The 20,321-nt window shown below is 66.6% G+C and carries 14 protein-coding genes and 1 tRNA gene; 4 read left to right on the forward strand and 11 right to left on the reverse strand.

The window, feature by feature from the left end:
• Nucleotides 1-78: 78 nt before the first annotated feature.
• Entirely contained in the window at nucleotides 79-1,653 is a 1,575-nt protein-coding gene (locus tag B3T77_RS13235) for an amino acid permease (protein WP_292080173.1), read from the forward strand.
• Nucleotides 1,654-1,776: 123 nt separating this feature from the next.
• Here the strand turns inward: B3T77_RS13235 and B3T77_RS13240 are convergent.
• Nucleotides 1,777-1,861: transfer RNA gene (locus B3T77_RS13240), tRNA-Leu, on the reverse strand.
• Nucleotides 1,862-2,014: 153 nt separating this feature from the next.
• Here B3T77_RS13240 and B3T77_RS13245 point away from each other — a divergent pair.
• Nucleotides 2,015-2,299: a helix-turn-helix domain-containing protein gene (locus tag B3T77_RS13245; RefSeq protein ID WP_292080174.1), complete on the forward strand. Its 285-nt coding sequence runs from the start codon at nucleotides 2,015-2,017 to the stop codon at nucleotides 2,297-2,299.
• 443 nt (nucleotides 2,300-2,742) lie between these two features.
• Here the strand turns inward: B3T77_RS13245 and B3T77_RS13250 are convergent, their stop codons facing one another.
• The 10 genes from B3T77_RS13250 to B3T77_RS13295 all read right to left on the reverse strand — a co-directional run bounded on the left by B3T77_RS13250 (nucleotide 2,743) and on the right by B3T77_RS13295 (nucleotide 16,134).
• Complete coding sequence (locus tag B3T77_RS13250) at nucleotides 2,743-3,618, reverse strand: aldose 1-epimerase (protein ID WP_292080175.1); 876 nt, start codon at nucleotides 3,616-3,618, stop codon at nucleotides 2,743-2,745.
• The gene (locus tag B3T77_RS13255) at nucleotides 3,615-4,469 is read right to left on the reverse strand and encodes an SMP-30/gluconolactonase/LRE family protein (protein WP_292080176.1); all 855 of its coding nucleotides are present in this window, start codon (nucleotides 4,467-4,469) and stop codon (nucleotides 3,615-3,617) included. Before B3T77_RS13255 ends, B3T77_RS13250 begins: the two co-directional genes overlap by 4 nt.
• A 3-nt stretch (nucleotides 4,470-4,472) precedes the next feature.
• Nucleotides 4,473-5,915, reverse strand: a complete 1,443-nt coding sequence (locus B3T77_RS13260) for an aldehyde dehydrogenase family protein (protein ID WP_292080177.1) — start codon at nucleotides 5,913-5,915, stop codon at nucleotides 4,473-4,475.
• A gap of 79 nt (nucleotides 5,916-5,994) precedes the next feature.
• A complete protein-coding gene (locus B3T77_RS13265) occupies nucleotides 5,995-7,428 on the reverse strand; it encodes a sugar porter family MFS transporter (protein ID WP_292080178.1) in 1,434 nt (477 codons plus the stop codon).
• Nucleotides 7,429-7,480: 52 nt separating this feature from the next.
• The gene (locus B3T77_RS13270) at nucleotides 7,481-8,239 is read right to left on the reverse strand and encodes an SDR family NAD(P)-dependent oxidoreductase (RefSeq protein WP_292080179.1); all 759 of its coding nucleotides are present in this window, start codon (nucleotides 8,237-8,239) and stop codon (nucleotides 7,481-7,483) included.
• The gene (locus tag B3T77_RS13275) at nucleotides 8,236-9,384 is read right to left on the reverse strand and encodes a fumarylacetoacetate hydrolase family protein (RefSeq protein ID WP_292080180.1); all 1,149 of its coding nucleotides are present in this window, start codon (nucleotides 9,382-9,384) and stop codon (nucleotides 8,236-8,238) included. The genes B3T77_RS13270 and B3T77_RS13275 overlap by 4 nt, the downstream gene beginning before the upstream one ends.
• A 61-nt stretch (nucleotides 9,385-9,445) precedes the next feature.
• Nucleotides 9,446-10,459 (reverse strand): LacI family DNA-binding transcriptional regulator, encoded by a 1,014-nt coding sequence (locus B3T77_RS13280; RefSeq protein WP_292080181.1) that lies wholly within the window; start codon nucleotides 10,457-10,459, stop codon nucleotides 9,446-9,448.
• 197 nt (nucleotides 10,460-10,656) lie between these two features.
• Nucleotides 10,657-12,141 carry a GH39 family glycosyl hydrolase gene (locus B3T77_RS13285; protein WP_349681220.1) on the reverse strand — a complete coding sequence of 495 codons (1,485 nt, stop codon included), beginning with the start codon at nucleotides 12,139-12,141 and terminating at the stop codon, nucleotides 10,657-10,659.
• A gap of 120 nt (nucleotides 12,142-12,261) precedes the next feature.
• A complete protein-coding gene (locus tag B3T77_RS13290; RefSeq protein ID WP_292080182.1) occupies nucleotides 12,262-13,551 on the reverse strand; it encodes a cation:proton antiporter in 1,290 nt (429 codons plus the stop codon).
• 30 nt (nucleotides 13,552-13,581) lie between these two features.
• Nucleotides 13,582-16,134: a glycoside hydrolase family 3 protein gene (locus tag B3T77_RS13295; RefSeq protein ID WP_292080183.1), complete on the reverse strand. Its 2,553-nt coding sequence runs from the start codon at nucleotides 16,132-16,134 to the stop codon at nucleotides 13,582-13,584.
• Between the two features lie 299 nt (nucleotides 16,135-16,433).
• Between B3T77_RS13295 and B3T77_RS13300 the strand changes: the two genes are divergently transcribed.
• On the forward strand, nucleotides 16,434-18,689 hold the full coding sequence (locus B3T77_RS13300) for a sialidase family protein (protein WP_292080185.1): 2,256 nt from the start codon (nucleotides 16,434-16,436) through the stop codon (nucleotides 18,687-18,689).
• Nucleotides 18,686-20,305, forward strand: coding sequence for an alpha-L-fucosidase (locus B3T77_RS13305; protein ID WP_292080187.1), 1,620 nt, complete (start codon nucleotides 18,686-18,688; stop codon nucleotides 20,303-20,305). The genes B3T77_RS13300 and B3T77_RS13305 overlap by 4 nt, the downstream gene beginning before the upstream one ends.
• The last annotated feature ends 16 nt before the right edge of the window (nucleotides 20,306-20,321 follow it).

The following is a 20,321-nucleotide window of genomic DNA, read 5'->3' on the forward strand; positions in this document are numbered from 1 at the left end:
GCGTTGCGCGCCGCCTCATCCGTCGCTAGCGTCCGCCCCAAGCAGCCGAGGGGCTGCATCAAAACGTGGGGGTATTTTATGTGGCGCGTTAAGTCGCTCGACGCGATCCTTGCCACGGCCGAGAAGAAGTCGCTTCACCGGTCGCTTGGTCCTATTCAACTGACGCTTCTGGGGATCGGGGCCATCATCGGCACCGGAATCTTCGTCCTGACCGCTTCGGCCGCCCAAAAGGCCGGACCGGGCATGATGATCAGCTTCGTCATCGCCGGCGCCGTCTGCGCGGTTGCAGCGCTCTGCTACTCCGAACTGGCGTCGATGGCCCCGGTTTCGGGCTCGGCCTATACCTACACCTACGCCGTGATGGGCGAACTGCTGGCGTGGACGGTCGGTTGGGCGCTGATCCTGGAATACGCCGTGGCGGCCTCGGCCGTGTCGGTCGGTTGGTCGGGTTATGTGCTTGGGCTGATAGAGAACGGGTTCAAGTTCGATTTCCCCGACCTCCTGTCCGCCGGGCCGACCTGGTCGATGAACGGCTTTATCCCCACGCCTGATTTCAGCGCCGGGATCGTCAACATCCCCGCCATCGTCGTGGCCCTGCTGGTGACAGCTCTGCTGATGGTCGGCACTACGGAATCGGCCCGGGTCAACGCAATCCTGGTCGCGATCAAGGTCGTCGCCCTGACGGTCTTCATCGTCATCACCCTGCCCGTCATTCAGTCGGCCAACCTGTCGCCGTTCGCCCCCAATGGCCTGTTCGGCCAATATTCGGGCATGGGCATCGTCGGCGCTGCGGCCTCGATCTTCTTCGCCTATGTCGGGTTCGACGCCGTTTCGACGGCGGCCGAGGAAACCAAGAATCCGCAGCGCAACGTGCCGATAGGCCTGATCGGCTCGCTGGCCATCTGCACGATCTTCTATCTGCTGGTCGCGCTCGGCGCCGCCGGCGCGATCGGGGCTCAGCCGGTTCTGGGCGCCGCCGGTGAAGCGGTCCAGCCGGGCTCGCCCGCCTTCGTCGCCGCCTGCGCATTGCCCGCCAACGCCGAAATGCTGGTCTGCTCCAACGAGGCGCTGGCCCACGTTCTGCGCGTCGTCGGTCACCCCCAGATCGGCAACGCCTTGGGCACCGCCGCCCTGCTGGCCCTGCCGTCGGTCATCCTGATGATGATCTTTGGTCAGACCCGCATCTTCTTCGTAATGGCGCGCGACGGTCTGCTGCCGGAAGGGCTGACCAAAATCCACCCCAAGTGGAAGACGCCTTACATCGTGACCGCCGCCACCGGCATCGCGGTCGCCATCGCCGGCGCCCTGTTCCCGGTCGGTCAGCTGGCCGACATTTCGAACTCGGGCACTCTGTTCGCCTTCTTCATGGTGTCGATCGCGGTGCTCGTGCTGCGGGTCAAGGATCCGAACCGTCGCCGTCCGTTCCGTACGCCGCTGATCTGGGTGTTCGCGCCCCTGTCGGCGTTCGGTTGCGCTTTCCTGTTCTGGAACCTGCCGCACGACGCCAAGATGGTGCTGCCGATCTGGGGCGGCATCGGCCTGCTGATCTACTTCGCCTACGGCTACCGCAAGAGCCACCTGGGTCGCGGCTTGGTCGAGGTTCACGAAACGGATGGTGACGTTCCGCCGCCGCCTGTGCCGCCGATCCGCTAAGACGAAATGCGGGGCCTGTCGCACCAATCGCGGCAGGCCCATCCATCGGCCTCAAATAGCCCGCAAGGGCGATAGGCCAGGAATAAAGAAAGGCCCCGGAGCGATCCGGGGCCTTTTTTGTATTGGTGCGGATAAGAGGACTCGAACCTCCACGCCTCTCGGCGCTGGAACCTAAATCCAGTGCGTCTACCAGTTCCGCCACATCCGCATCGAGGTAGGACGGGCCTTCTAGGGGCGTTTCATCGTTCCGGCAAGAGCCAACGAACCGGAACAAACAGGGTCTGTGCGACACAATCCGGAGGGACCGCTTCACAAAATCCCCCACACTCTGTTCCGCAAGCGTTCACGGTGCGACTTGCTCATGTCTGACCGTTTCACCGCCGACAAGCTCGCGTGGCTGGAGCAGGTGCAGGACGATGGTGAGCTGAGCGCCACAGTTTTCGCGGTCGCGTTCGGCATCGCGCGCCACCTGAACCGCGAAACCGGCGATACCTGGCCCAGCCAAGCCACCCTTGGCGAGATGGCCGGTGTGTCCGATCGTCAGATCAGAAGGCTGCTCAAGATCCTCAACTTCTCGGGCACGAGAGCATCACCTCGACAGCTCGCTATGCCCACGTCTCAGATGCCGACGTGCTGGCGGCCGTAGCCCCCCACCGAAGCGGAGATTTCGGAAATCATCAGTGAAAACAAGGCGGAGGGAGCTGGATGAGCAGAAACCTAAATCCAGTGCGTCTACCAGTTCCGCCACATCCGCATCGAGTAGGACGGGGCCTTCGAAGGATGTTTCACCGTTCCGGCAAGGGCCTGAGAAGCCGAACAAGCAGGGCCTGTGCGACACAATCGGGAGGGACCGCGCTACGAAATCGCTCACAGTCTGTTCCGCATCGTTCGCGGCAGGCCTCGTCAACGTCTCGTCCCTCCGCTGACAAGCTGACTTGGCTTGAGCAGGTGTAGAAAGCGTACGGTTCCCGCTGTCGCCTTCGGTGTCGTTCGCCAGTTGAACCGCGAAGCCGGCGATGGCTGTAGCGAAGCAGAAGCGGCATCAGTCCTGCTGCGGATTCGCTTGAGCCTGCAGCCTCTGTTGTCTGATCAAGAACTGATCGCGCTGATCCTCATAGCCACCGAAAGGGTTTGCCCCTTCGGCAGGCGCTTCAGACCTTGATCCTCGCCGGCCTGCGCATTGTGAGCGTCGGGGCGGTGGGTGACGGGTTCGACGCAGAAGAAATCGACGCCCACCGGCGCATAGACCTGGGTCAAGCATGCAGGTGCGTCGGCGCTCAGCGTCACCCGGCGACCGCCGCCGTCGATGACCGCCTCGCCCGTCCAGCCGGCATAGGCGCAATCGACAAAGGGAGCGTCGGCGAGGGCCAGGCCCTTCGACCAGTCCACAATCTCGGTGGGCGGTGCCAGGCGTTCGGGAATCTCGCGCGCATCGGTGATCCAGACGCTCTCGGCGGACAGAGCCAGTCGGCTGTCCGCGTAGCGGTGGAAATAGGGGTGCAGGCCGAGCCCGGCAGGCATGACCGCATCGCCGAAGTTGGTCACGGACAAGGTGATCGTCAGGCCCTGGTCGCTTAATTCGACAGTCTGGCTAGCGCGCCACGGCCAAGGCCAACACTGTGCATCAGCGTCGGCCTTGGGGAACCATTCCAGCGTCATCTCGACCCGGCTGGTCGTCTGGCTTTCGACAGTCCAGGGCAAGAGCCAGCCGTCGCCGTGCAGGGCGTGGGGGGCGAACCGTTCCAGTGTCTGCAAGCGGACCTCACGCCCCTCGAAAACGAATCGCCCGTCCGCGATCCGATTGGCGTAGGGGACCAGCGGGAAACAGGCCGTCTCCAGAATGTCGGTCGCGCCATCGGGCGTAGGCCGAAACACCGGCTGGCCGCGCCAGTCCAGGCTCAGCACCGCCCCGCCCAGCTCCGGCGCCAGGCTGGCGTGCCAGTCGCCGGCCGTCAGGGCGATCACAGGCGGATCCGGTTCTGGGGCAAGCCCGGCGTCTCGACGCGCACGCGATAGAGGCCGCCCAAAGTCGGCTGGTCCGCCCGCTTGTCGGCGTTCCCCAGCCAGGCCGTGGTCATATAGAGGTCGCGCAGGTCCGGGCCGCCGAAGGCCGCCTTGGTCACGGTCTGGACCGGCGTCTCGATCTTGCCGATCCGCGTGCCGTCGGGGGCGTAGCGGGCCACGCCCCAGCCGTTGAACAGGCCGACGTGCAGCACGCCTGCCGCATCCATGCTGGGGCCGTCGGCATAGCCGTCCTCGGTCACGGCGAAGACGCGGCGGTTGGAGATCACGCCGTCCGCATGATCGAAGGCCAGGACCGTCTTCTTCAGCGTATCGTGGTGATAGAGGGTGCGGCCGTCGGGGCTGAGGCAGGGGCCGTTGGTGACGCCATAGCCGTCGTCGTGCCGCGTCAGCTCGCCCCGGAACCAGCGATAGAGGGCGCCGGTCTCGACCTCCTCGCTATCGTCCATCGAGCCGAACCACAGCGAGCCGTCAGGCGCGACGAAACCGTCGTTGAGCCGGTTCTGCGGCCGGTCTTCCTCGATCGGCTGAAAGCGCGAGAAGTCGCCCTCCTCCGGGTCGAAACGATAGAGGCCGCCGCGCACGCCGCAGATCAGCGAACCGTCCTCGGCAGGCAAAGCGAAGCCGGTCTGATCGGGGGTATCCCACGAGCGCTTTTCAGACGTAGCGGGGGTGTAGCGATGCAGTTTTCGACCCTTGATGTCGACGAACCACACCGCGCCGCGCGCGGCGTCCCAAACGGGGCCTTCGCCCAGCTCCGCCTGCACGTCCCAGATCAGTTCCGGCTCGCTCATCGATCAGCCCGCCGAATAGGAGGTCTTGATCTGGGTGTAGAACTCCACCGCCGCGAAGCCCTGTTCGCGCGAACCGTAGGAGGACTTCTTCGAGCCGCCGAACGGGACGTGATAATCGACGCCGGCGGTGGCCAGGTTGACCATGGTCATGCCGGCCCTGGCGTTCCTCTGGAAGTCGCGGGCGTGTTTCAGCGACTGGGTGACGATGCCGGCCGACAGGCCGAACTCGACGCCGTTGGCGACGGCAAGCGCTTCTTCATAGGTGGCGACGCGGATGGTCGAGGCGACGGGGCCGAAGACCTCTTCGTTGTTGATGCGGGCGTCGGCGGCGGTGTCGGCGATCAGGGTCGGCTGGACGTACCAGCCGGGCGCATCGAAGGTCAGGCGCTCGCCGCCGGTGACGATGCGGCCGCCGGCTTCGCGGGCGATGTCGATGTATTTGTAGGAGACCTCGCGTTGGGCCTCGGTCACGGCCGGACCCATCTGGGTGTTGGAATCCAGGGCGTTGCCGACGCGCAGGGCGGCGACCTTCTCGCCCAGAGCCGCGACGAAGCGGTCGTGGATGCCGTCCTGAACGATCAGGCGGCTGGAGGCGGTGCAGCGCTGGCCGGTGGCGAAGAAGCTGCCGTCCAGGGCGATGTTGACCGCCCGGTCCAGGTCCGCGTCGTCCAGAACGATCAGCGGGTTCTTGCCGCCCATTTCCAGCTGGACCCGCGCCTGGCGCCGGACCGCGCCCTCGGCGACGCCTGCGCCCACGGCCTGCGAGCCGGTGAAGCTGATGCCGTCGACGCCCGGATGGGCGACGATGGCGCGGCCCACGTCGCCGTCGCCGATCACCATATTGACCACGCCCTTGGGCAGGCCGGCCTCATGCAGAACCGCGATCAGGGCCTCGGCCGTGGCCGGGGTCGGGCCGGCGGGCTTGATGACGACCGTGTTGCCGAAGGCGATGGCCGGGGCGATCTTCCACGCCGGAATGGCGATGGGGAAGTTCCACGGGGTGATCAGGCCGAAGACGCCGACCGCCTGGCGATAGGTCTGGATCTCGACGCCCGGACGGGTCGAGGCCAGGTTCTGGCCGTGGACGCGCAGGGCCTCGCCGGCGAAATACTTCAGGATGCGGGCGGCGCGCATGGTCTCGCCGATGCCCTCGGGCAGGGTCTTGCCCTCCTCGCGGGCCAGCAGGCGACCGATGACGGCCGCGCGCTCCATGATCAGGCTGCCGGCCTTGTCCAGCACGTCGAAGCGGACTTCCGGCGAGGCGTCGGACCAGCCGGGGAAGGCGGCGCGGGCGGCCTGAACGGCCTGGTCCACCTCGGCGGCGCCGCCCTTGGGCGTGCGGGCCACGACGTCGCGCGTATCCGACGGGCTCAGGCTCTCGCCCGCCAGGGCTCCCGCGACCTTCTCGCCGCCGATCCAGTGCGAAAGTTCAAGCGTGTCGGTCATGGGACGTCCTTTTCATAAGGCTGACGGGCGGCGGGGGAGCGCCGCCCGTTTCGGGGAGATGGGTATGGGAGGGCGAAAATCAGCCCGTCATGTCTTCCAGTTCGCGACCGCGCGTTTCCTTCACCCAAGCCTGGACCAGGAAGAAGGAGATCAGGGCGCTGACCGCGTAGAAGCCATAGGTGAAGACCAGCCCCAGGGTGGCGGCCATCCACGGGAAGCTGACCGAGATGGCGAAGTTGGCGATCCACTGTGCAAAGCCGGCGACGGCCAGGGCCGAACCGCGCATCTGGTTCGGGAACATCTCGCCCAGCATGACCCACATGACCGGCCCCCAGCTGAAGTTGAAGAAGACCACATAGGCGTTGGCCGCGATCAGCGCGATCAGGCCGGTCTGGTCGTCCAGGTGCAGCGATCCGTCGATCAGGGCGGCCTTGGAGAAGCACCAGGCGACGACAGCCAGGGTCACGAACATGCCGGCCGAACCGATCAGAAGCAGAGGCTTTCTACCGATCTTGTCGATGACAGCGATGGCGGCCAAGCAGGCGGCGATCGACAGGACGCCGGACAGGATGTTGATCTGCAGCGCGTCGTTCTCGGAGAAGCCGACCGACTGCCACAGCACCGCGCCGTAGTAGAAGACGATGTTGATACCGACGAGTTGCTGGAACACGGCAAGGATCAAACCGGCCCAGACGATCGGGCGCACCTTCCTCGTCGCGGGGTCCAGCAGATCGGCGAACTTGGGCTTGTGGTCGGCCGCCAGCGAGGCGCGGATTTCCTGGACCTTGCGCGCGCCCGTCCCGGCGCCGAACAGTTTGGACAGCACGGCCTCGGCCTGGGCGTCCTTCTTCTTGACCACCAGGAAGCGCGGGCTTTCCGGGATGACCAGGAGGGCGATCAGATAGACGGCGGCGGGGATAACCTGCAGCCAGAACATCCAGCGCCAGGCGGGGAAGCCCAGCCAGAACTCCGCCGTCGATCCGCCGGCGGTCTTGGCAAGGGCGTAATTGGCCACGAAGGCGCCAGTCAGGCCGGTGATGATCATGATCTGCTGCACCGACGACAGCCGGCCGCGGATTGAGGCTGGCGTCACTTCGGAGATATAGGCCGGCGACAGGACCGAGGCCGCGCCGACGCCCAGGCCGCCGATGAAGCGGGCGATGATGAAGTGGGCGGAACTGTCGGCCGCGCCCGCCCAGAAGGCGGAGATTATGAACAGGCCGGCGGCGATCTGCATGACCGTACGACGGCCGATAGCGTCGGCCAAACGTCCCGCGATGAAGGCGCCGACGGCGCAGCCCAAGAGGATGGCGCCGACGTTGAAACCGGTGCCCAAGGCCGACAGGTTGAAGGCCGCCTCCAGCCCGTCCTGGGTGCCGTTGATGACGCCGGAATCATAGCCGAACATGAAGCCGCCGATGGTGGCGACCGCCACGATCAGGGCGATGAACGCCATGTTGACGCGGTCGTCACCCGCCATGTCGGGGCCTGTGCCCCCCGTCGGTCCTGCCATCTCGATATTCCCTCCGAATGCCCGTCTGACGCGGGCGTGAAACTCAGAAAACCTATCGCCAGCCAGCGTCCACGAAATACTCGTGGCCTGTAATCAAACGTGCATCGTCGGATGCGAGGAACAGGCCGAGCGCCGCGACGTCGTCGGGCTGAAGCCGGCCCGGCAGGCATTGCGCCGCCACGATCTCGGCCTCTCCTTCCGGCGTGTACCATTTCATCTGACGCGGGGTCTGGACATTGCCCGGCACGATGCAGACGACACGCACGCCGTCACCGCCCAGCTCGCGCGCCAGGGCGCGAGTCATGCCCTCAATGCCCGCCTTGGCGGTTTCGTAAAGCGACAGATCCGGCAGCCCCAGATGCCAGCTGATCGAGCCCAGGTTGATGATGACCCCCCTGCCCTGCTCGCGCATCCCGGCGGCGACCGACTGGGCCGCGAAATAGAGGTGACGCAGATTCACGTTGATCCGGTTGTCCCAGTAGTCGGGCGTCACCTCCGCCAGCGTATGACGGTCGTCGTTGGCGGCGTTATTGACCAGGACATCGATGGGACCCTGTTCGGCGACGATCTCGGCCAGGCAGGCCTGCAAGGCGGCCAGGTCCATTAGGTCGCATTGGCGGAAGGTCGGGGCGGGCGACAGTTCGGCCAGTGATGCCTCCAGCGCCTTCGAGTCCGCCTCGGCGATGTCGAAGAAGACGACACGGGCGCCCTGACGCGCAAAGGCCTCGGTGAAACCGGCGCCGATGCCGGACCCGCCGCCGGTGACGACGACCAGACGGCCCTTTAGCGACGGATAGATGGCGCCGCTCATGCGGAAACTCCGAGAAGGCCGCGACCGCCCAGATTGCGCATCAGCTCCAGCACCCCGAACTTCCAGGGCGGGGCCTGGTCGCAGGTCGCGACGATGTTTTCCAGCACGCCCAGTTTCTCGGACGAGACGCGGACCCGGTCGCCCATCTTGTGGGTGAAGCCCTTGCCCGGCGCATCGCGGTCGTCGATCGGCGCGAACATGGTCCCGAGATACAGGGCGAAACCGTCGGGATACTGATGCGCGCTCAGGGTCTGACGCACCAGTTCCTCGGGATCGCGGCTGATCAGGCTCATCGAGCTTTCGCCCGTCATCATGAAGCCGTCCGTTCCCTCGACCTCCAGCCGGACCGTCGCTGAGCGCACGTCGTCCATCGTGAAGTCGTCGTCGAACAGGCGGATGAAGGGGCCGATTGAGGCCGAGGCGTTGTTGTCCTTGGCCTTGCCCAGCAGCAGGGCCGACCGGCCCTCGATGTCGCGCAGATTGACGTCGTTGCCCAGGCTGGCGCCGACCGGGCGGCCGGACGGATCGCAGACGAAGACCACCTCCGGCTCCGGGTTGTTCCAGGCTGAGTCCGCCCGCACCCCGACCTCGGCGCCCCAGCCGACCGAGGCCAGCACCGGCGCCTTGGTGAAGATCTCGGCATAGGGGCCGATGGCGACTTCGAGATATTGCGACCACAAGCCCTCGGCGATCAGCTGCGCCTTGACGGCCTCGGCTTGATCCGAACCCGGCCGCAGATTCTTCAGGTCGCCGCCGATCCGGTTGAGGATGGACTGGCGCACGGCGTTGGCGGCGTCGGCGTCACCGCGCGCCCGCTCCTCGATCACCCGTTCCAAGGCCGAGACCGCAAAGGTCACGCCCGAGGCCTTGATGCATTGCAGGTCCAGCGGCGACAGCAGCCGCACGTCCGCCGCGTTCGACGACCACGTCGAGGCGACCGTCAGTTCGTCCAGCGGCCCCATATCCATGCCGGCCGCGTCCAGATCGTCCCGCGCGACTGCCTGGGCCGTTGTGGCGACGTGGTTCGAAAGATCATAGAGCCGCCCGCCCCGCACCAGAACGGGCGAGGGTCCGACCTCGGTAAGGACCCGTCCGAGCAGGCGCGCATTGCGCCAGTCCGCCGGCAGGCAATCGGCAAGCAACAATCTCATCCTCCCCACGCTCTCGGACGTGTTAGCGCTAACATCTTTGAGCAAGGGATGGATGTCAATCGTATGGAGGCGCGGTGCTTTCTCTGGCGATGAATTGGTGGGGGACTGGACCGTCCGCCTCGCCGCCCCGCCCCAGGATGACCGCGGCCGATCGGGCCATTTCGGCGACCGGCTGGCGGATGGTGGTGAGGGTCGGCCAGACGCTGGCGGCCAAATAGGTATCATCGAACCCGGCCACCGATATGTCGCCCGGTGTCGACAGGCCCGCAGCGTGAACGGCCGCCAGAACGCCTGCGGCCATGTCATCGTTACTGGCGAAAATGGCCGTCGGCCGGGGTGAGCGCCCCAGCAGCCGCTGCCCCGCCTGGAAGCCGGAACGATAAGTGAAGTCGCCCGCCTCGGCCCACATCGTCGCGCCCCTCACCGCATCGACCGCGACTTGGGCGCCGTGGCGACGATCCGCAGTGGCGCTCTGATCCCGACGCCCTTCGACGAAGCCGACGGCGCGGTGGCCCAACCCCAGCAGATGCCGCATCATCTCCTGGGCCGCACCCTGGTCGTCCACCCGCAGGGAGATCAGACCGTCCCGAAGCGCGGGCGCCGCCAGAACCACCGCCTTCATCCCGCTCTTGCCGATAGCGTCCAGGGTGGCGTCCGATTCGCCCAGCGGCGGCGGAACGATCACACCCTGTGCTCCGCCGGCCGCCAGCCGCTGAACCGCTTCGCGCTCTTCATCAGGCGCGCCGGGCCGCGATGGCTCGATCAGCAGCAGCAAACCTACCGATCGCGCCCCATCCAGGGCGCCCGACAGAAGTTCGGCCAGATAGGCGCTGGACGGGTTGGCGTAGAGCAGGCCGATCCGTCCACCTCCGGCCCGCGCCAGGATTCGCGCCGCGGGATCGGGCACGTAGCCGGTCTCTCGAATGATCGCCTCGACGCGCTCACGCGTCGCCTCGCGCACCCGCGCATCGCCATTGACCACGCGCGACACCGTCATTGGCGACACGTCGGCTAGGCGCGCGATATCGCCCATGGTGTGGTTGCGGCGGGGATTCTGTTGATCAGTCACGTCAGAGACAGCAGCACGCTCACGCAGTTACGTCCACCATTTGCAATGCCCGTCGGTCCAGGCTCCACGGACGACGCCCATCTGCTGACTATCTCTGCGGAAATAGGCTGGACGACACCCGGCTCGCCCCATTCGCCAAGACGGCGGCTAGCGAATTGAGCTGGAGGGATTTGAAGTCACAGCCGCGCCTTTGAGCTTCAGCGTCCCTGCGAGGCCGCGATCTCGACCATGACCACGTCGTAGACACGCATAGGCACCTCCATCTGGGCCTCACCGTCGGCACGAGCGGTGACCGTCAGGGTCTCTGGTTGGTCCAGCGTCAGCGTTTGCAGTGCCTCCAACTGTTCTTCACTGAGCGTCGCCGGCGATCCCATCTCCAGATAGGCGGTGTATGCGTCATTCGACTTGAAACCGACGCGGCGGATCGTGGCGACATGAACGCCGGGGCGCAGGCCGCTCAATGCGATCCTCAAAGGCGCAGCCGTCGCAGGCTCCCGCACCTGGCGGAAAAAGGGTCGGTTGCTGATCGGCTGGTCCGGCAGTTCGTAGCGCCAGGCCAGCACCTGCACCGTGTCGTCTTTCAGCGCTGCGATGCTCTGGTCGTCGCCAGTCGGTAGTTCGCGGTCGCCCATGCTGTTCAGATATTTGTAGGCGAACCACGTCGGCTTGCGCACGCCCTGGGGATTCATCAGTCCGAAGCCGCCATCGAATGGTTTGGTCTGCGGGCCTGGCTCTTCGAACAGGTCGCTGTAGGCCCAATAGCTCATGCCCTGCGCCAGACCCTCGCTCTGACGCAGCTTGGTCAGGATATAGGACGCGCCGAAATAGTCGTCGTGGATCGGATCGCGCGGATTGTAGCTGGTGCTCCATTCCGTGAAAAACAGCGGCAGCCCCGGACGCGTCGAAGCCTCGATCTCAGCCCTCACCTTGCGTACGTCGGTGACGATGGCGTCAGGGTTGCGCGACAGCTTGTTGTCGCCTTCGCCCTTCTCGTCCAGAAAGCCGCCTTCGACGCCATAGGTGTGGGTGGTGACGAAATCGACCGGCAGATCGTGCTGGTCGGCATAGGCAAGAAAAGCCGGAACCCAGTCGGCGCCTGCCGTGGAAGGCCCGCCGACGCGCAAGGCGGGATCGATCGCCTTGATGGTGCGGACCGTACGCCCATAGTAGTCGAAGTAGGCGGCCTGTTCGGCCCCTTCCCAAAAACCGGCTAGGTTCGGCTCGTTCCAGAACTCGAAATACCAGCTCCGCACTTCCTCGGCGCCATAGCGGTCGATGAGATGCCTTACGAAGGCGTCGATCAGACCTGTCCATTTCTCCGGCTGCGGGTGCGAGGTGTTGCCCTTCCAATAGAAGAGCGTCTGGTCCGAGGTCTTCATCGCATCGGGCGTGAAGCCCAGCTCGATGAAGGGCTTGATCCCCATCGCCAGGAAGCTGTCGTACAGATGGTCGATCCGCGTCCAGTCGTAGACCGGGCGCCCGTCCACTTCACGATAGACGCCCATGTCGTCATGGAAGATGTCGTGGAAGCGGATGTAGCGGAAACCCAGCTTGTCGCGGGCCGTCTTCAACTGCGCCAAAGCCTCGGGACGGATCGTCGTGCCGGGATAGTCGGCGCCGACCGAGAACTCGGCCATGCGATCGCGGGGCGTGGACGCACCGCCGACATCGATCGAAATCACCCTTGGTTCTGGCGTCTGGGCGTTCGCATCCATAGAGGCGCCGACGAGGGTTGCGACCAGCGCCAAACCTCTGATGTGTAAATACTTCACAGGCGTCGCCCTCGAGTTGTGGATCTGGATTTAGGCGCGTACCGGCGCAGCGTCGTCGTGATCACCGGTCGTGCCCAGTTCGCCCCGCGCCCTCGCCTTTTTGCCGTAAACCCACTCGAACAGGGGTGAGGCCATCAGGGTGGTGACGATGGCCATCAGCACCAGGATGGAGAACAGGGCCGGGCCGATGACGCCCTTTTGCAGGCCGATGTTGATGATGATCAGCTCCATCAGACCGCGCGCGTTCATCAGGGCGCCGATGCCCATGGCGGTGGCGTTGTCCTGACCCGTCAGGCGCGCGGCGGCCCAGCAGGCGCCGCCCTTGGCCAGGATGGATCCCAGCAAGATCACGACGGTGACGGCCAGCAGCCCCAGGCTGTTGACCATGGTCAGCTGGGTGTTCAGGCCCGAGAAAGTGAAGAACATCGGCAGCAGCACCAGCACGGCGAACGGCTCCAACTGACGCCGGATTTCCTCGCCCAGCAGGCCGCGCGGCATGGCGACGCCCAGGATGAAGCCGCCGAAGACGGCGTGAATGCCGACTGCGTCCATGGCCCAGGCGCTGAGCATGAACAGGATCAGCACGATGCCGAGAACGGTGGGGCTCAGCCGCCCTTCCCGCTCCACGATCCGTCCCAGCGGGGCCAGCATCTTTGGGCCCAGCGTCAGCATGAACAGGGCGAAGGCGCCGCCTCCGGCGATGGCTGTCACAGCCACCATCGGTCCCGCGCCGAAGCTGGCCAGGACGACGGCCAGGACACACCAGGCGCCGGCGTCGTCGATGGCGCCCGCCGCCAGCGACAGCGAACCCAGCCGCGTGCCGCTCAGCCCCCGCTCATGGATGATGCGCGCCAGCATGGGAAAGGCGGTGATCGATATAGCCGCGCCCATGAACAGCATGGCCTGCCAGGTCTGGATGCCCCGTCCGAACAGTCCCTCAGCGACCAGCCAGGGCGCAATGGCGACGGCGACCAGGAAGGGCGCGGCCATGCCGGCCAGCGACACGGCGGCGGCGCTCTTCGCATTGGCCCGGAAGTGGTCGCGCCGGAAGCCCAGCCCGACCAGGAACATGTAGAGGCCGACGCCCAACTGGGCGCCGACGAACAGGATCGATCGCGACTCCTTTGGAAAAAGGGCCGCCTGCAGATCGGGGGCCAGCAGGCCGAACAGCGACGGGCCTAGGATCACACCGGCGATCATCTCGCCCACCACCTGCGGCTGGCCGAGATAGCGTTTGGCCAGCCAGCCCACGATGCGGCAGGCGGCGATGATGATCGCCATCTGCAGGAAGAAGGCCACGCTCAGTTCAGCATTGGTCATGCGGCCGGTTCCCCCTTGGCGAGCGCCAGCCTACTGCGTCGGACAGATGGCGTCGCCCTCGTTTGACGCCAGGCGGATATCCTCGACCGTGACCGCGAAGTCGGCGTTGGTGCGCAGGCCCCAGGGTTGATCGACGGCGGCGATGTCGGCGCCGCGATCACGCAGGCACGACAGACGCACCTTCAGCGTGCGCCATTCGCCGACGGGCGCTGCGCCGATCAGGCCGGAGATATCGACCGAACCGGCGCCGAGCGTCAGGAAGACGGGCCCCTTGGGGCGCGCGTCCACGCGATAGCGGAAGGCGATGGCCATCTCGCCGTTCGACTGGCGCGTCAGATCGACCGGCTGGGCCGCGATGATGGCCTGCCCCCCATTCTGCGAGAAGGTCAGGGCGCGCGCCGATTCCTGGCCGGCGCCGTCGGTGGAGCGCACCGAAACGCCGCCGCGCGGACTGGCGCCGCTCTTTTCAGCACCCAGACGGAACTCGCCGCCCGCGTCGCGCAGCATCAGCGACCAGGGAGCCACGAAGCGGCCATCGACGAAATAGCGATCCAGATTGCTGCCGGACCCGACCACGCCGCTGTCTTCGGACAGGGCGCCGACGCGGGCGTTGCGTGCGTAGGTCAGGCCGTAGCCATAGGCGAACTGCGGGTCATAGCCCGGCTGGCCCACGTTCAACGGCTCGCCCCTGGCGTCCTTGGGCCAGCTGAACGACAGGGTTCCGCTAAAATCGTGGCGTGGTTTACCCGCCGCATCGCCGACCAGCACGTCGGCGATCCCGCCGCCTTCCGTGCCCGGCAGCCAGGCGGCGACGAAGGCGTCGGACTGGTTGATCTCGGGATTGGTCCACATCGGACGGCCCGACAGGAAGACCGACACGGTCGGAATGCCCGCCGCCTTCAGGCGCTTCAACGTCTCCAGCGGTTCGGTCGGCAGGAAGTCCAGCGTGTCCACATCGCCCTGGAATTCGGCATAGGGGGTTTCGCCCAAGACGACGATGGCCACGTCGGGCTTCTGGGTGAAGGAGCCGTCTGTGCTGAGCGTCGCCTGACCGCCGCCGGCGGCGACCGCCTCGCGGATGCCGCCCCAGATCGACTGGCCGTTGGGGAAGTCGCCGTTCGAGTTGCCCGTGCCCTGCCATGTCAGGGTCCAGCCGCCCGAGGCCTGGCCGATGTCGTCAGCGTGACCGGCGACCAGCACCCGCGCCCCCGAGCGGATCGGCAGCACCGAGCCCTCGTTCTTCAGCAGCACCAGCGACTTGCGCACCGCCTCGCGCGCCAGGGCGCGGTGGGCGGGCGAGCCCAGTTCGTTCAGATGCCCCTCGACCGGGCGGCTGTCGTTGAACAGGCCGGTCTTGACCTTCACGCGCAGGATGCGACGCACCGCCTCGTCCAGGCGCGCCATCGGGATTTCGCCCGACTTCACCTGGGCCAAGGTCGAGGCGAAGAGCGGCTTCCAGCTGTCGGGCGCCATGAACATGTCGATGCCGGCGTTGAAGGCCAGGGCGCAGCTTTCGTTCGAACAGCCCGGCAGTTGGCCATGGGCGTTCCAGTCCGACACGACGAAGCCGTCGAAGCCCAGCGGGCCGCGCAGCACGTCGGTCAGAATGGTCTCGTTGCCCGAGTGTTTGACGCCGTTCCAGCTGGAGAAGCTGGCCATGATCGACAGCACCCCGGCGTCGATGGCCTGGGGATAGCCGGACAGATGGGTGCGGATCAGCTCCTGTTCCGATCCTGCGAAGTCGCCCTGGTCCTTGCCGCCCGTGGTGCCGCCGTCGGCGAGGAAGTGTTTGGCCGAGCCGGCGATGTGGCCTGCAGCCAATGGACGATCCGCAGACAGCGCGCCCTGTAGGCCAAGCGTCATCGGGCCGGCGTAGCTTTTGGCGACTTCGGGGTTCTCGGCATAGCCTTCATACGTCCGGCCCCAACGGTCGTCCTGCGGTACGGCCAAGGTCGGGCCGAAGGTCCAGTCTGCGCCGGTCACAGCGACTTCCAGCGCGGTCGCCTCGCCGATGCGGCGGATAAGGTCGGGATCGCGCGCGGCGCCCAGGCCGATGTTGTGCGGAAAGATGGTGGCGCCGACGATGTTGTTGTGACCGTGCACCGCGTCGATGCCGTAGATCAGCGGCACCTTGGCGCCCGGACGCTGGGCCGCCGCCGCACGGAAGGCCTGGGCCAGTTCCACCCACTTGTCGGCCGAGGCGCGCTCGTCCCCGCCCGGCGAAGAGTTGCCGCCCGCCAGGATCGAGCCGAGCGGATAGGTCAGCAGGTCTTCAGGCTTGATGGAGGCGATGTCCGCCTGGATCGTCTGTCCGACCTTCTCCTCCAGCGTCATCCTGCTCATCAGTTCGGTGACAAAGGCTTCCGTCGCCGCATCCGTCATCGCAGCCGGCGAGGCTGCGCGGGGCCAAAGCGCCGGATGGGCGCGCGTCGCGTCGGTCACGATGGAGGCCTGGGGCGTGACGGCCTTAACCGGCGACGTCCGGGTCGCTCCCGTTGCCGCGCAGGCGGCGGTTGCGAGCGCGACGCCCAGTGCGAGGGCGGAAACAGCGCTGCGGCGCGCGTTCGGGATACGGAGGGTCATGTCGGGTCCGTCGGGCTGTCGGCGAAAATATGTGGCGAAAAACCCGGCGCGACCATTCAGGCCGCACCGGAAGTTCGCTCAGGGTGTGAAAAAATCCAGGCGTCGCCCCCCGCGCCGAAAGCGGCGAAATCCGTTTTAACCCGAGGTTCGCTCCCGACACGTCGTTGATCGACGCCTTGCTTTTTACAGACGCAACTTGATGCACCTATGACAATGATGTCAACTACTGAAGTTAGCGCTAACATTGAGCGATGGAGCAACGTCGCCGATGAGGGAGAAACGGCCGCATGACGACAGGCGTGACACGACGAACAGCCGGCTTAATGGCGTTTATCGCCGGGGCCATGGCGACAGCTGGTCAGGTGCTGGCGAGCGAACCTGCGCCCTATGTATGGCGCAATGTCGTCGTGGGCGCAGGCGGCTTCATTCCCGGCATCGTATTCAGTCCGATCGAGCGAGGCCTGGCCTATGCGCGGTCGGACATGGGCGGAGCCTATCGGTTCGATGCGGCCGACGGTCGCTGGTCGCCGCTGATGGACTCCAGTCCCCGGTCCGGCGATTTCGGGATCGAGAGCATCGCCGCCGACCCGGTTGATCCCAAAATCGTCCATGCAGCAGTGGGCGTTCACAGGGGCGACCCCGGCGCGATGCTGCGCTCGACCGATCGTGGCGAGACATGGCGGCGAACCGAAGTTCCCTTCCGCATGGGCGGCAACGAGGACGGCCGGGGCCTGGGCGAACGGCTGGCGATTGATCCCAACGACAACCGCATCCTCTATTTCGGATCGCGCCACGACGGCCTGCAGCGTTCCACCGACGGCGGCGCAAGCTGGCGCAAGGTGGACGGGTTTCCGCTCAAAGGCCTGGGAACGCCCAGCGACCGCACCACCCACGGCGGACTGAGCTTCGTCGTCTTCGATCCGCGCAGCGGTCGGCGCGGTCAGGGTTCGAAGACTCTGTTCGTCGGCGTCGCCGATCCGCACGAACACGCCCTCTATCGCTCCGACGACGCCGGACGGACCTGGCAGGCCGTGGCGGGCGGGCCGCGCGCCGAACTGTCGGCGGTCAAGGCGGAGTTGGACGACCGGGGCGTCCTCTATGTCACCTGCACCCTGGGCATCGGACCGAACGGGGTGACGGACGGCGCGGTCTGGCGGCTGGATACGAACACCGGCGCCTGGACCGACATCAGCCCGCCCCGGCCGTCCGGCGGCTTCATGGGGATCGCACTGGATCGTAAACGTCCGGGCGTGGTCATGGTCTCGACGCTCAACCGTTGGCGGCCGGGCGACACCATCTGGCGCAGCACTGACGATGGCCGAAGCTGGATCAGTCTGCGAGAGGCGGCCCGCCACGATGTCAGCGCGACCCCCTATCTGAACTGGGGCAACGCGCGACCGGACTTCGGCTGGTGGATCGCCGCCCTGGCGTTGGACCCGTTCGACGGCGATCGTCTGGTCTATGCGACCGGGGCCACCGTCTATGAGACGCGCAACCTGTCTGCCGCCGAACGCGAACAGCCGACAGACTGGACCCCGTGGGTCGAGGGGATCGAGCAGACGGCCGTCATCACGCTGGTCAGTCCGCCGAAGGGACCGCAACTGCTGACCGGCTTCGGCGACATATCCGGCTTCGCCCATGACGACCTGAACCGCTCGCCCCTGCGCCAGTTCACCACCCCCGTCTTCGCCAACACCAATCAGATCGACTATGCGGGCGCCGCGCCCGACATCGTAGTGCGCAGCGGCACGCCGCACGAGGGCGTCGCCTCGGAGGGGCATGATGGCTCGACCCTGGCCTGGTCGGACGATGCGGGTCTGACCTGGAAGCCGCTGGGTCGCCCCCGGCCGGCTTCGGGCGAGATGGCGGTCGTCGCCGACAATCCGCGCATGGACCTGTATCGCGACGCGCCGATCACGGTGTCGGCGGACGGTTCGACGTTCGTGCTGGCGACGCCCCAGGTCGTCTGGTCGCGGGATCGAGGCCGGACGTGGAAGCCCACGGCGGGCCTGCCGCCTCTGCTGCGGCCGGTGGCCGACCGCAAGGATCCGATGCTGTTCTACGCCCTGGATTTCCGCACCGGCGCCTGGTTCGTCAGCGTGGACGGCGCCGAGAGCTTCGCCGCCGTGCCGTCGCGCGGCCTGCCCGCGAACACCGCCGATGAGCGCCCGACCTGGCGCGAGACCGCCTTCCCGCTGAAGGCGACGCCCGATCATGAGGGCGATCTGTGGTTGGTATCGCGCAGCGGGCTTTATAACAGCCGCGACGGCGGTCAGCGGTTTGACCATGTCGATGGGGGGCTGAGCGTCGAGATGATGGACTTCGGCAAGCCGCCCGCCGGTTCGACCTACCCTGCCCTGTTCGCCATTGGCACGCAGGGGCCGGTGCGGGGCGTGTTCCGTTCCGACGACAAGGGGCGGACGTGGATGCGCGTCAACGAAGACCGCCACGAATACGGACGACGATTCAGGGCCGTCGCCGGCGATCCGCGCGTCTTCGGCCGAGTCTATGTCGCCACCGACGGGCGCGGCGTCGTCTATGGAGAACCGGCATGACCTTGTCGCGACGTGGACTGCTGGCCGCCGGGGCGTCGGCTTCGATGCTGGACGCCTGCGCGACGACGCCGAGCGCCGCGACGGCCGGTCCGTTCAAGCCGACGTGGGACAGTCTGGCGGAGGGCTACAGGACGCCCGAGTGGTTCCGGGACGCCAAGTTCGGCATCTGGTCGCACTGGGGGCCGCAGTGCGTGCCGGAGGCCGGCGACTGGTACGGCCGGCAGATGTATATCCAGGGCAACCCCTTCTACGAGCACCACGTCGCGACCTACGGCCACCCCAGCCGGTTCGGTTTCATGGAGTTGATCGACCAGTTCAAGGGCGACCAGTGGGATCCCGAGGGCCTGCTGGACCTCTATCAGGCGGCGGGCGCCCGCTACATCATGTCAATGGCCAACCATCACGACAACCTGGACCTGTTCGACAGCAGCCATCATGCCTGGAACACGATGCGGGTGGGGCCCAAGCGCGACATCGTCGGCACATGGGAGAAGGCCGTCAGGGCGCGGGGCCTCCGGTTCGCCGTGTCGAACCACGCGGCGCACGCCTGGCACTGGTGGCAGACGGCGTACGGCTATGACGCCGAGGGGCCGCTGAAGGGCGTGCGATACGACGCGGCGCGCCTGACCAGGGCGGACGGCGCCGGCAAATGGTGGGATGGGCTGGACCCACAGGAGCTCTATACCGGCCCGACCTTCGCCCCGCCCGACGGCATCGGCTCGATCGCCGAGATGAACGCTTGGCACGATGCGCGCGACGGCCAGTGGATCGAGACGCCGCCCGCCAACAACCCGGCCTTCGTGCGGTCCTGGGTGGCGCGGCAGCGCGACCTGATCACCAAATACAAGCCGGACATGGTCTATTTCGACAACTACGGCCTGCCGCTGGGGCAGTTCGGATTGGAGGCGACGGCCGAGTTCTACAATGCTTCGCTGGCTTGGCGGGGCGAGCTGCCGGTCGTGAACGGCAAGCGGCTGGACGACCGGCAGCGCAAGGCGATCACCGAGACGGTCGAGCGCGGCTTCTCCGACAGTCTGAAGCCTGAACCGTGGCAGACCGACACCTGTATCGGCGACTGGCACTACAACCGCGCCCGCTTCACGAGCCACTCTTACGTCCCGGCCAGCAGCGTCGTGCAGCGGCTGGTGGATGTGGTGTCGAAGAACGGCAACCTGATGCTGAACATCCCCCAGCGCGGGGACGGATCGATCGACAGCGACGAGCGCCAGATCCTGACGGACATCGCCGCCTGGATGACGGTCAACGGCGAGGCCATCTTCGACACCCGGCCCTGGCGCATCTATGGCGAGGGGCCGACGGCCGTGGTCGCCGGGATGCATGGCGAGGGGGCGGCGCGGCCGTGGACGGGTCAGGACATCCGCTTCACCACCAAGGGCCACACGCTCTACGCCTTCGCGCTGGACTGGCCCGAGGATCGGCGGATGGCGATCCAGGCGCTTCCTCTACGGGCCGGACGCATCGAGGCGGTCGAACTGCTGGGCGGCGGGCCTCTGTCGTTCAGCCAGACGGATCAAGGCCTGACGATCGACCTGCCTTCGCAACGCCCCGTGGTCACGGCGCCGGCGGTGCGCCTGCGGGGCGCGGGACTGATCTGAACTTCAAAACGGCGAC

It is taken from the genome of Brevundimonas sp. UBA7838 (genome assembly GCF_002500885.1).
Classification (GTDB): Bacteria; Pseudomonadota; Alphaproteobacteria; order Caulobacterales; family Caulobacteraceae; genus Brevundimonas; species Brevundimonas vesicularis_C.

Excerpts from the sequence above, each read along its gene's own strand:
- B3T77_RS13235 (WP_292080173.1), top strand. The coding sequence starts at position 79 with ATGTGGCGCGTTAAGTCGCTCGACGCGATCCTTGCCACGGCCGAGAAG.
- B3T77_RS13245 (WP_292080174.1), top strand. The coding sequence starts at position 2,015 with ATGTCTGACCGTTTCACCGCCGACAAGCTCGCGTGGCTGGAGCAGGTG.
- B3T77_RS13255 (WP_292080176.1), bottom strand. The coding sequence starts at position 4,469 with ATGAGCGAGCCGGAACTGATCTGGGACGTGCAGGCGGAGCTGGGCGAA.
- B3T77_RS13260 (WP_292080177.1), bottom strand. The coding sequence starts at position 5,915 with ATGACCGACACGCTTGAACTTTCGCACTGGATCGGCGGCGAGAAGGTC.
- B3T77_RS13265 (WP_292080178.1), bottom strand. The coding sequence starts at position 7,428 with ATGGCAGGACCGACGGGGGGCACAGGCCCCGACATGGCGGGTGACGAC.
- B3T77_RS13270 (WP_292080179.1), bottom strand. The coding sequence starts at position 8,239 with ATGAGCGGCGCCATCTATCCGTCGCTAAAGGGCCGTCTGGTCGTCGTC.
- B3T77_RS13290 (WP_292080182.1), bottom strand. The coding sequence starts at position 13,551 with ATGACCAATGCTGAACTGAGCGTGGCCTTCTTCCTGCAGATGGCGATC.
- B3T77_RS13295 (WP_292080183.1), bottom strand. The coding sequence starts at position 16,134 with ATGACCCTCCGTATCCCGAACGCGCGCCGCAGCGCTGTTTCCGCCCTC.
- B3T77_RS13305 (WP_292080187.1), top strand. The coding sequence starts at position 18,686 with ATGACCTTGTCGCGACGTGGACTGCTGGCCGCCGGGGCGTCGGCTTCG.